Raw genomic sequence first — 10,719 nt, 5'->3', positions numbered from 1 at the left:
AGGGAGGACCGGTAGTAGGACATCCCCTCCGAGGCCTTGAACACCCCCAGGGCGACGCCCTTCTGCATCACGGGGCGTATGGCGGTACGCCCCGACCACAGAATGGTCAGGTCGAACAACAGCAGGCAGATGGCAAGCAACAGGCCGAGGAAAGGGAGGACGAGGCGGCGCATGCTATCTGCGCGGAGGGGCCTTCCGCTTCCGGCGGCCGAACTCGGCGGGAGGCGGCGGGGCCTCCTGCAGCACATCGATGAACTCGGAGGGCACGCCCGTGGTCAGGATGACCGGAGAGCGGTCGTAGAAGTTCACGCCGGCTTCGGTGGCCTGCCGCGCGTTGATGCGGAAGACGACCGGTGTATCCGTCTGGTTCCTGGCTACCTGCGCGGCGATATCTTCGGAAAGGGAAAGGTGGACGTACTGGCGGTCGCTGGGCGTCAGGCCGCCATTGGTGATGACCGAGGCCCGCGCGGGTACGGTCGCGTAATAAAGGTACTCGGGCGGATCCGCGGGAGGCAACCCCAGGTCGATGGGGAAACTGTGCCCGTAGCGCGCCCGGATGCGGTCTTCCTCCACCTCGAATCTTCTCTTCTCGGCGCCGTCGGCGATCTCGAGGATTTCATCCTTCGCCAGCAGATCGAACTTCTCCTGGATGGCCTCGACGATCTCGTCGATTGACGCGTAACCCCTTTCGTCGAGCGTTATATCGAATCTTTCGGGTTTATGCCGGAGAATCAGGGAGAGGAGCTTGGAGAGTCTTTCGCGTCTTCGTGGATCCATTGATGGAGTCTTTCTGATGGAGTCTTGCCTGAGCGGAATATGGCGGCCACGATGGCTGTGCAGGCTATGCAGACTGTGCAGGCCATGCCGGCCGATGCGATGTACCAGAACTTGCTGTGAAAAGGAACCTACCGAGTATACGGCGGGCGTTGCGCACTGTCAAGATCAAACCCGAACGGCCGCTTCGCTGTCGTCCCGCAGGCGCCGTCCCTGGTTTCAGTTCATTTCCATGCCGCCGTCGACATTGATCGCCTGGCCGGTGATCAGCGTGTTCTCGTCGGAGGCGACGAAGACCGCCGCGGCGGCGATCTCCTCGGGCTCGGAGACCCGTTTGAGGGGGATTTTCTCCACGAGCCGGGTCCTTGCCGTTCCCGGCTCGTAGCCGAACAGGCGGGCGCGGTCCTCGTCGATGTGGTCCCACATGGGTGTGGCCACGACGCCCGGACACAGCGCGTTGACCAGGATCCCGTGATCCGCCAGCGCCAGGGCCGCGGACTGCGTGATGCTGATGACGGCCATCTTGCTGGCGGCGTATGCGCTCGAATCGGCCCGGCCGTGTCTGCCCGAGATGGAGGACATGTTGATGATGCGGCCGCCGCCGCCCTGCCGGATCATCTGACGGGCCCCCGCCTGCATGCAGAAGTACGTCCCTTTCAGATTGAGATCGATGACCTGGTCCCATTCCGTCTCGGTCAGATCGAGGAAGGGCTTGATTTCAACCCGTCCCGCGTTGTTGACCAGGATATCCAGCCTGCCCAGTGCGGAAACGGCCTCGTCGATCATGGGTTCGATCCGGTCGACGCGGCCCAGGTCGGCGGTCAATGCCGCCGCGATACCGCCGTCGTCGCGGATCTGGTCCGCCGTAGATTCCGCGCTTTCGCGATCGATGTCCACGGCCGCCACGTGCGCGCCTTCCTGTGCGAGTCTCAGCGCGATGGCCTGGCCGATACCGCGCCCTGCTCCGGTGACAACCGCCCGTTTTTCCGCCAGACGCCCTGTCGCACTCATGTTCGGTCTCCTCAATCTCCTGATCTCCTGGTTCCGGCCGTGCCCGATCGCGCCCGGTCGTGCCCGGGCTACCCGGCGACCTGAACCGGTTTTCCTTCTTCGACCGACTGGTAGGCCGCCTCGCTGACCTGGGAAACGGCCAGGGCGAAATGAGGAGGCTCGTACCCCTTCCCGCTGTTGCGGATCATGCGGAAGAACGCCGCGTCCGGCGTGTCCTCCCGGATCCTCGCCGGGATCTTCAGCGGCTCGTCGTTCAGCAGGACCGACTTGACCTGCCACTGGTGCAGGTGGAAGACCAGGCTGCCTTCGCTGCCGTGGATCGCGATGCGTTCGTCGTGGCGGGAAGCGTTTCCGAAGGTATTTAGCGTGCCGTACGCGTCGTCCCTGAACCGCACGGCCACCACCATGTTGATATCCACGTCCCGCCCGGCCTTGTCCAGGAAAGCGCTCACCTCGAGGGGCTTGAGATCCGTAATCCACAGCGTGGAAGCCACCAGGTGACTGCCCGTATCGAGAAACATGCCGCCGCCCGACAGGACCGGGTCGAGCCGCCACCCGCGCGTGCCGCCCCAGTTCTGCGTGACGTAGGCCACGACGCCGCGCACCTCGCCGATTGCGCCCTTCCGAATCAGCTCCCGGGCGTAGACATGGGGCGCCATGAAATTGCGCTGGTAACTCACCAGCAGGATCCGGCGCTGTTCTTCCGCCTTCCCGATCAGGGCGCGCGTGTGGCCGGACGAGATGGTGAGCGGCTTCTCGACGAGCGCGTGCAGACCTTGATCCAGGGCATAGTCCACCTGCTCGTAGTGAAGGGCGTGGGGAGAACTCACCATGATCGCGTCGAGACGGTGGCTCTCTATCATGTCCCGGTAGTCGGTGAAGTGGGGCACCGGGCGGCCCCATCGGTCCATCAACGCCTGGGCGGCATCTTCCGAGGTATCTGCAACCGCCGCGATTTCGACCGCCCCGTCGGCCAGGATGCGCGGCACGTGGGCGCCTCGCATGTTGCCTCCGCAGCCGATCAGAGCGACGCGCAGACGCTTCTTTGCCATGTCAGGATCTCCGATCTCGTACTGCTTGAATCTTCGTGTTCTTTTCCGCTTCCATGCGTTCCCGCTCCTGGACCAGTTGTTCCTGCAGGGCGTGTACCTGCTGCTGAAACTCGTGGCCCTGCGCCTGGGCCGCCAACGCCTTTATTTTCGATTCGATCATGATCTCCTGTTCCGCGATCTTGGCCTGGTATTCCTTCTCCAGGTCGGCGATCCCCTTACGCTGCTCGTCCGTCAGCTTGCCGCCCTGCTGTGCGTCGGCGGTCTTCTCCATGGCGATTTCCAGTGCGCTTTTCATGATATCTCCGGAATGATGGCGAACGCCGCCCAACGTTGTTGGCGGACGCCGCCGGGTTTCCTGCGTTCAGTTTCCTGCATTCAGTTTCCCGCGTTCAGTTTCCCGCGACCAGGCGGCGGATACGCCGGCCCGTCTGTACTATATATCCGTCGAGCACCAGGTGGCTGGCATAGGCCGAGACCGATACGACGTAGCAGACGATCGGAAAGGACTCAACGGACCCTTTCAGGTACATGGGAACGAGCAGGAACAGCGCGGGCACCAGCAACATGGCCAGCCAGGTATGGGTCCATCCCCTGTGCTTGCCGAGTAGGGGCAGCATGGCGCCGAGTCCCAGCAGGGCCGCCGTCCTGTAATCCCCGATCAAGATAAACCAGATGTCCAGCAGAATCAACAGGCGGTAGAACAGCCGCTGCGATTTACTCTCGGTGTCCACGTCCGGGAAACAGGCCGACAACAACCCGATGGACAGCAGCAGAAGCACCTTTGGCCAGACGTCCAGGGTCCGGTAGGGATCAAGCAGCTCCGTCCACCATAGCCCGGCGGTACAGAGCGCCATGGAGATGAGGGTGGCGACGAAACCACCCCAGACGTGTCCTCTGAAATCGGCCATGGAGTTACCCGGTCGGTTCTGAGCCTTTGGTGGCGGACTTAATCACGACGATGCGACCCATGTTACGCCCATGCGACCCTGGTCACGTCGCCAGGTCATCGAAGTTTTCAAGCGTCATCAGCAACCGGGCGAGGGGAAGGCCGATCACGTTGTAGAAACAGCCCTCCACGCGGGTGATGAGACCGGCGCCCAGGGCATGGGCGCCATAGGACCCCGCCTTGTCCAGGGGCTCGCCCGTATCCACGTACGCGCGGATTTCGGCGTCGGTCAGTTCGCGCATGGAGACGGCCGTCCACTCGTGCGCCGTCACCGCCCGGTCCGTCCGCGGATCCAGCAGGGCAAAGCCCGTGAGCACCCGGTGAGAACGGCCGGCCAGCCTTTGCAGCATGGCGCAGGCGTCCTCCGCATCTTTCGGCTTGCCGATGACCTCGTCCTCGAACAGGACCACCGTGTCCGCGCCAAGCACCAGGCGGCCGCGAGCGTCGACCCGGTCGGCCGCGCTTTTCGCCTTGGCCAATGCAAGCCGTTCCGCGGTACCGGCAGGATCGTCGTCAAAGGAGTACTGTGATTCGTCGACGTCCGGTGGAACGACTTCGAAGGCGATCCCGATCTGCCGGAGCAGGTCGGATCGGCGGGGCGAGGAAGAGGCCAGGACGATTTGCTTCATCGGCGGGACTCGACGGTCAAGGTCACGGGCCCGTCGTTGACCAGTGACACTTCCATGTAGGCGCCGAAACGACCGGTGGCGACCCTGATGCCCTGTTCCCTGAGGCGTTCGACCGCCAGCTCGTAGAGCGGTTCGGCGAGTTCCGGCGGCGCGGCGCTTTCGAAACTGGGCCTGCGGCCCTTGCGGGTATCGCCGAACAGCGTAAACTGGGATATCGCCAGTACTTCACCCCCTACGTCGAGCAGAGAACGGTTCATCTTCCCCTGGTCGTCGCCGAATATCCGGAGTCCGGCGCACTTGTTGACGACGTACTCCACGTCCTCCGGCGCATCGTCCTTCGCAATGCCAAATAGCAGTACGAGACCGGGACCGATTTCACCGGTTACCGCGCCGTCGATTTTGACGGAAGCGCTGGAGACGCGCTGCAAAACGACTTTCATCGATTCAAACTCCCCTTAGATCTTTATCCTCTTCCACCGACCCCGCCGGAACAGGAACCAGGCGATCACCAGGCGGATGCCCCAGTCCAGCGCCGTACCGTACCATACCCCAGGCAACCCCCAGCCCAGATCGATCACCAGCACGTACATCATGCCGATCCGCAGGAAGATCGCGCCGAAGATGCTGATCAGCATGGGACTCACGGTGTCTCCCGCGCCCCGCATGGCGCCGGTATAGATCATCAGCAAAGCCGACGTCGGCAGTTCGAGGGCGGCGATACGCACGCAGAGCACGGCCAGGTCATACACTTCCGGCGACGGACTGTAGATACCGACGAGCAGGCCGGGTACGGCGACGAATATAAGCCCCAGCGCGCTCATGGCGATCAGGCCGATTCGAGCGGCCTTCTTCACGGCAAGCTCGGCGATTTCGGGACGCTCGGCGCCCAGACTCTGTCCGACCACGGTGGACACGGCCATGGAAAGTCCGAATACGGGCATGAAGGAGACCATCTCCACCCGTATGGTCATGAAATGCGCCGTGAGCGCCGCCGTACCCAGGCTTGTCACGATCCACATGAACGAGAAATAGGCGCATTGCATGACGGACTGTTCACCGAGATTCGGCACGGCGATCCGTATGATGGTCCGCAGGTGCTCGGATCTGATATTCCCAATGTCGCTGCCGCACAGCCTGAATCTCGCGTGACGGCGGAACAGCCTGTACATGAGCAGGACGGCGCCCAGGACGTAGGCCGTGCCGGTAGCCAGGGCCGCGCCCGTTATGCCCAGTTCCGGGAAGGGTCCGATGCCGAAGATCAGCACCCAGTCGGCGAAGATGTTGTACACGTTCATGATACCCGTGATCCACATGGGCGTCTTGGTGTCGCCGGCCGCGCGCAGGATGCCGCTGCTGGTGTAGATGAAAAGGCGCAGCACGCTGAAGGCGAAGACGATGGGCATGTACTCCTGGGCACGTTCGACGACGTCCGGCTCGGTACCCAGGAATACCATGAGATCCTTGCCGAACATCAGGCCCAACGCGGCCACCATCAAGCCGATAGACGTTCCGAGTATGATCCCCTGGCCGGCGGCCTCGCAGGCCGTCTTCTGGTCGCCCCGGCCCAGGTTCCTCGCCACGACGGCCCCCGTTGCCACCCCGATCCCGTAGAAGACGAAAACCACGGTAAAGAGGATCATGGAACTCTGGCCGACGGCGGCGAAAGCCAGCGTTCCGAGGGTGCCGATAAAGATGCTGTCGACGATGTACACCGTCGTGTGCATCAGGTTTTCGAGTATGGCCGGCCATGCGAGGGAAAGTATGGTACGGTTGAGGCGTTTTCTGGAGAGGTCGAGCATGGGGTGTCCGAACGATCGGAGGATAGGAAGAACGGTCCGTGTAAAACGCGATAAATCAGTCACTTACCGGGAAGTGAAACCTCACCATGTTAGTCGTTGAAGTTCCTTGATGTCAAGGGCATATGAGGGCGGCGCGGAAGGAGTACGTACTGATATGCCGAAGGCAACCGTTGCGGCCGTTTAACCTTGCCATTAACCTTGCCATTAACCTTGACGCGCAATGCGCCGAAAGCCATAATGACAGTAGCCATGGAATCTGACATCCGTGATCCCGATCTCGCCAAGGCCGGCGCGGCGCGCATGGCATGGGACGCCCGCCAGATGCCGGTCTTGCGCGCGATAAAAGACCGGTTCGCGCGGGAACAGCCCCTTCGCAACCTGCGCGTCGGCGTTTGCCTGCACATTTCGACCAAGACGGCCAACCTGGTCACGGCGATCAAGGCAGGCGGCGCGGAGCCCATCGTCTGCGCATCCAATCCCTTGAGCACGCAGGACGACGTGGCGGCCAGCCTGGTCGTGCATCACGGGGTGCCCGTATTGGCGATAAGGGGGGAGGACTCCGACACGTTCAGCCGGCACCTGCACACCGTGCTGGATGCGCAGCCGGATCTCCTGCTGGACGACGGGGCCGACCTGGTTATCACGGCGCATCGGGACCACCGCCAACAACTGGGCAAGATCATCGGCGGAACGGAAGAGACGACCACGGGCGTTAACCGGCTTCAAAGCATGGTCCGGAACGGCGACCTGACCTTTCCGGTCATCGCGGTCAACGATTCGAAGACCAAGCATCAATTCGACAACCGGTTTGGCACGGGACAAAGCGCGCTCGACGGCGTCCTCCGGGCCACTAATACGTTGATCGCGGGAAAAACGGTGGTGGTGTGCGGCTACGGCTGGTGCGGACGGGGCGTGGCGTCCCGGGCCAGGGGGCTGGGCGGCCAGGTCATCGTAACGGAGGTGGATCCCGTCGCGGCCCTGGAAGCCGTCATGGAGGGATTCCGGGTACTGCCCATGGCCGAGGCGGCCGCGCTGGGTGACCTGTTCGTCACCGTGACCGGAAACCGCGGGGTCATACGCCGCGATCACCTGGAAGCCATGAAAGACGGCGCCATGCTGGCCAACGCCGGACATTTCGACGTGGAAATCGACGTGCAGGCCCTGGGTGCCCTCGCGGTCGAGCGGCAGTCCCTGCGTCCATGGGTGGAGGAGTACGTCCTGGCGAACGGCCGGAGACTGTATCTCCTCGGTGAGGGACGGCTGGTCAACCTGGTGGCCGGCGAGGGACATCCCGCCGCGGTCATGGACCTGTCCTTCGCCAACCAGGCCCTGGCGGCGGAACACCTGGCAGCCAGGCACGGGGAAATGACACCCGGTGTACACACCCTGCCGGATGAAATCGACCACGAGATCGCCAGCCTGAAGCTCGCGAGCATGGGTATGGCCGTGGACGAGTTGACGCCGGAACAGAGGGCGTACCTGGATTCGTGGCACTGAGCGATAAGTGGCACTGAGCGATAGTGGGCACTGAGCGATAGCGGGAATCAGGAGAAGTTGAAAATGTCTCGGGAGAATCGGGAAAAGCAGCACGCTGAATCGAGTGCGGAAGCGCTCAACAGTCTCCAGATGACCCCCGACGTCATGCTCGAGCTCGCGACCAGGACGGCGGAAATCATTATAGAACGTATCAGGAATCTTCCGGATGAACAGGCCTGGGACGGCGAGTTTAAGCAGGAACTGGAAGATCAGCTCATGGAGGATCCGCCCGAACACGGAAGTCCAGCGCTGGAGGTCCTGGGGAGGGCGGCGAAGGACATACTCCCCCTGGGCGCCCGCCTCGATCACCCCCGATCTTTCGCGTTTATCCCTTCGGCGCCGACCTGGCCCGGCATATTGGCGGACTTCATGGTCTCCGCCTACCAGGTCAACCAGTGTACATGGCTCACATCCAGTGGGGCGAGCCAGATGGAACTGGTCGTTATAGACTGGATCCGACGCTGGCTGGAGTATCCGGACACCGCCGGCGGCCTGATGACTTCCGGAGGCTCCGCGGCCAGCCTGGAAGCCCTGGTCGCGGCTCGGGAATCCGCGGGCGCGCCCGAACGCGGCACGGTCTATATGAGCGACCAGAGCCATAGTGCGCTGGTCCGGGCGGCCAGGATCATGGGCATACGATCCGAAAACGTGCGTTTGATCCCAACCGACGCGCTTTTCCGGATGGACCCGGAAGCGCTGAAGCGAACGGTGGCGGAGGACCGGGCCGCGGGATTAGAACCGGTGGCGGTCTGCGCCAACGCCGGGGCGGCCAGTACGGGCGCGATCGATCCCCTCGATACGATCGCGGATTTCTGCGAGGCGGACGGTATCTGGCTCCACGTCGATGCCGCCTACGGCGGTTTTACGGTCATCACCGAAAAGGGAAAGGATCTCCTGCGCGGGATCGAACGGGCGGACTCCATCGGTCTGGACGCGCACAAGCTGTTCTTTCAACCCTACGAAGCCGGTTGCCTGATGGTGAAGGACTTAGGCGACCTCGAGCGCGCATTCGCCGTACGGCACGATATCCTCCAGGACACGATATGGGGCGCGAACCACCCCAACTTCTCGGACCGGGGCCTGCAACTGAGCCGTTCGGTACGGGCCCTGAAAATCTGGGTGTCCGTGAAGACCTTTGGAATGGCTGCGTTCCGAAACGCCGTATCCAATGGCATGGAACTGGCCGGGCGGGCCGAGGAGCATATTCAGAACAGCGGGACCCTGGAATTGTTGTTGCCGTCGTCGCTCGGCATCGTTTGCTTCCGCGTCAATCCCGACGCTTCAGACCTCGATGAGGATTCGCTCGAGAAGATCAACCGGAAAGTGCTCGCCCGCATCTTCTGGGAGGACCCCGCCCTCATGTCATCGACCCTGTTGCGGGGCAGGTTTACACTGAGGCTCTGCATCGTCAACTACACCACGACCTGGGACGACGTGCGCGAAACCCTGGAAGTCATCGAACGATTCGGAAATGAGGCGATTTCGGAAACAGTCCCGGGTGGCGTGAACCGGGGAAGCAACCATCAGACCAAGTAAAGGACGTCGAGCGTATGATATTGACAAGCGACGAAGTCGCCCAATTCAAAACCCACGGTTACGTGGCCAAACCGGGATTCTTCTCGGACCGGGAGACCCGGGCCTTCCAGGCCGAGATCGATCGTCTCATGGAAGACGGCGCGCTGCGCAACGTCGCCACGGCGGGCGACGGGAAGACGGCGTCCACCACGCAGCGCAATCTGCAACTGTGCCCCATGTACCGGCACAGCGACCTCTTCAGAGCCCTCCCGTTCCAGCCCGACGTGGCCGGTGCCATCTCCCGGTTGATCGGAGATCCCTATATTCTCCACCTGGACCAGGTTTTTCTCAAACCGGGCGGAGACGGCATGGGCACCCACTGGCACCAGGACAACGCCTATTTCAAGATCCGTGATCCGCTCATGGGAACGGCCATGTGGATCGCCGTGCACGACGCCACCGTCGAGAACGGCACCATGCAGGTGATCCCCGGCAGCTACCGGACCCCCTACGAGCACAGCCGGGACCCCTACAGCGACCACCACATCCGCTGTTATCCCCCGGAGGAGCAGGCGGATACCATCGAACTGAAGGCGGGCGGTGCCCTGTTCTTCTGCTACGGCACCGCGCATTGCACCGGCCACAACCAGACGGACCAGTCCCGCGCCGGCATCGCCTTTCATTTTCTGCGCGCGGACTTCGCGCCAGAGCAGCTCATCGCGGACGGCCGAGACTACCGGCCCTATGTCACCGGACCACAGGCGACGGGGGGCGTCGCCGAGTACGGCGTCCGCGTGGACGGCACGTGGGAATCCGAAGTGGAGAAGGCGCTGGAGCACGGCCACACCGTGGGTTGAAACCGCCTCGCCGTCCCGGCGTGAAATCACCTCGCCGACGTCCAGCCAACGGTACCATACCCTGGCTGATGTAGGTGGCCCCGATACCAGCCACCGGCACGCTAGGATCACTCCCCCAGGCTGTTCAGCACGGCGTCCCAGGCCATTTCCGAGGCGATCATCCCGAAATCGGTCGTGCTCTTCAGACGCCTGTTCTCCACCTCGCCCGTCGACGCCGTAAACAGCACGTCCCCGTCCCGCGTCGTGTGAAAGGGCTGGATCGCCCGGGCCATGGACGCGTGGACCTGCCTGCCGATCTGGTTCAGTTCACCCTGGGTCCATTTCTGGTTGGTCACGACCAGCGTCAGCGTGGTATGCCTGCCCACCTGGTCGGGCCTGGATTTCGAGCCTCTGGCGAGGCGCGCTTCCAGCTTGTCGTAGGGATGGCGATGATCCCGCGTGCGGACCCGGCCTTCGCGGTCGACGATATCGCCCAGGGCGTTCACCACGGTGAACACCGCGATCTTCGTCGCGCCGATTTCGCGAAAAGCGCCTCCCTGGCCGACGCCCGCCCAGCGTCCCGCGCCGCGCCGGCCGTAGTAGAACCGGCCCGGTAATGCC

Annotated in this window: 12 protein-coding genes; 3 read left to right on the top strand and 9 right to left on the bottom strand. The window is 63.0% G+C overall.

Annotation, left to right across the window (positions count from 1 at the left end; all coding sequences use genetic code 11):
* Positions 1-174: 174 nt before the first annotated feature.
* The 8 genes from OXH56_05080 to OXH56_05045 form a co-directional block, all read right to left on the bottom strand.
* Complete coding sequence (locus OXH56_05080; protein MCY3554677.1) at positions 175-777, bottom strand: RNA 2'-phosphotransferase; 603 nt, start codon at positions 775-777, stop codon at positions 175-177.
* Between the two features lie 216 nt (positions 778-993).
* Positions 994-1,785, bottom strand: a complete 792-nt coding sequence (locus tag OXH56_05075; protein MCY3554676.1) for a glucose 1-dehydrogenase — start codon at positions 1,783-1,785, stop codon at positions 994-996.
* A gap of 68 nt (positions 1,786-1,853) precedes the next feature.
* Entirely contained in the window at positions 1,854-2,837 is a 984-nt protein-coding gene (locus OXH56_05070) for a Gfo/Idh/MocA family oxidoreductase (GenBank protein ID MCY3554675.1), read from the bottom strand.
* A gap of 1 nt (position 2,838) precedes the next feature.
* Positions 2,839-3,132, bottom strand: a complete 294-nt coding sequence (locus tag OXH56_05065; GenBank protein ID MCY3554674.1) for a hypothetical protein — start codon at positions 3,130-3,132, stop codon at positions 2,839-2,841.
* Between the two features lie 94 nt (positions 3,133-3,226).
* A complete protein-coding gene (locus OXH56_05060) occupies positions 3,227-3,745 on the bottom strand; it encodes a metal-dependent hydrolase (GenBank protein ID MCY3554673.1) in 519 nt (172 codons plus the stop codon).
* An 82-nt stretch (positions 3,746-3,827) separates the two neighbouring features.
* Positions 3,828-4,412 (bottom strand): Maf family protein, encoded by a 585-nt coding sequence (locus OXH56_05055; GenBank protein MCY3554672.1) that lies wholly within the window; start codon positions 4,410-4,412, stop codon positions 3,828-3,830.
* Positions 4,409-4,852, bottom strand: a complete 444-nt coding sequence (dtd, locus tag OXH56_05050; protein MCY3554671.1) for a D-aminoacyl-tRNA deacylase — start codon at positions 4,850-4,852, stop codon at positions 4,409-4,411. The genes OXH56_05055 and dtd overlap by 4 nt, the downstream gene beginning before the upstream one ends.
* A 15-nt stretch (positions 4,853-4,867) precedes the next feature.
* Positions 4,868-6,211, bottom strand: coding sequence for an MATE family efflux transporter (locus OXH56_05045; protein ID MCY3554670.1), 1,344 nt, complete (start codon positions 6,209-6,211; stop codon positions 4,868-4,870).
* A gap of 249 nt (positions 6,212-6,460) precedes the next feature.
* On the opposite strand from OXH56_05045, the gene OXH56_05040 reads away from it, so the two are divergent.
* The 3 genes from OXH56_05040 (at position 6,461) to OXH56_05030 (ending at position 10,119) form a co-directional block, all read left to right on the top strand.
* Positions 6,461-7,708: an adenosylhomocysteinase gene (locus tag OXH56_05040; protein MCY3554669.1), complete on the top strand. Its 1,248-nt coding sequence runs from the start codon at positions 6,461-6,463 to the stop codon at positions 7,706-7,708.
* Positions 7,709-7,771: 63 nt separating this feature from the next.
* Positions 7,772-9,283, top strand: a complete 1,512-nt coding sequence (locus tag OXH56_05035; GenBank protein MCY3554668.1) for an aminotransferase class V-fold PLP-dependent enzyme — start codon at positions 7,772-7,774, stop codon at positions 9,281-9,283.
* Between the two features lie 14 nt (positions 9,284-9,297).
* Complete coding sequence (locus tag OXH56_05030) at positions 9,298-10,119, top strand: phytanoyl-CoA dioxygenase family protein (protein MCY3554667.1); 822 nt, start codon at positions 9,298-9,300, stop codon at positions 10,117-10,119.
* A 107-nt stretch (positions 10,120-10,226) separates the two neighbouring features.
* Here OXH56_05030 and OXH56_05025 read toward each other — a convergent pair.
* Positions 10,227-10,719: P1 family peptidase (locus OXH56_05025; GenBank protein MCY3554666.1), on the bottom strand; the 493-nt coding region annotated here is incomplete at its 5' end.

Source organism: Gemmatimonadota bacterium (assembly GCA_026702745.1).
Classification (GTDB): Bacteria; JAAXHH01; JAAXHH01; order JAAXHH01; family JAAXHH01; genus JAAXHH01.
This window is presented reverse-complemented; position numbering and strand designations above follow the sequence as displayed.

Coding starts and splice junctions, on each gene's coding strand:
- OXH56_05080 (MCY3554677.1), bottom strand. CDS start 777: ATGGATCCACGAAGACGCGAAAGACTCTCCAAGCTCCTCTCCCTGATT.
- OXH56_05075 (MCY3554676.1), bottom strand. CDS start 1,785: ATGAGTGCGACAGGGCGTCTGGCGGAAAAACGGGCGGTTGTCACCGGA.
- OXH56_05070 (MCY3554675.1), bottom strand. CDS start 2,837: ATGGCAAAGAAGCGTCTGCGCGTCGCTCTGATCGGCTGCGGAGGCAAC.
- OXH56_05065 (MCY3554674.1), bottom strand. CDS start 3,132: ATGAAAAGCGCACTGGAAATCGCCATGGAGAAGACCGCCGACGCACAG.
- OXH56_05060 (MCY3554673.1), bottom strand. CDS start 3,745: ATGGCCGATTTCAGAGGACACGTCTGGGGTGGTTTCGTCGCCACCCTC.
- OXH56_05055 (MCY3554672.1), bottom strand. CDS start 4,412: ATGAAGCAAATCGTCCTGGCCTCTTCCTCGCCCCGCCGATCCGACCTG.
- dtd (MCY3554671.1), bottom strand. CDS start 4,852: ATGAAAGTCGTTTTGCAGCGCGTCTCCAGCGCTTCCGTCAAAATCGAC.
- OXH56_05045 (MCY3554670.1), bottom strand. CDS start 6,211: ATGCTCGACCTCTCCAGAAAACGCCTCAACCGTACCATACTTTCCCTC.
- OXH56_05040 (MCY3554669.1), top strand. CDS start 6,461: ATGGAATCTGACATCCGTGATCCCGATCTCGCCAAGGCCGGCGCGGCG.
- OXH56_05035 (MCY3554668.1), top strand. CDS start 7,772: ATGTCTCGGGAGAATCGGGAAAAGCAGCACGCTGAATCGAGTGCGGAA.
- OXH56_05030 (MCY3554667.1), top strand. CDS start 9,298: ATGATATTGACAAGCGACGAAGTCGCCCAATTCAAAACCCACGGTTAC.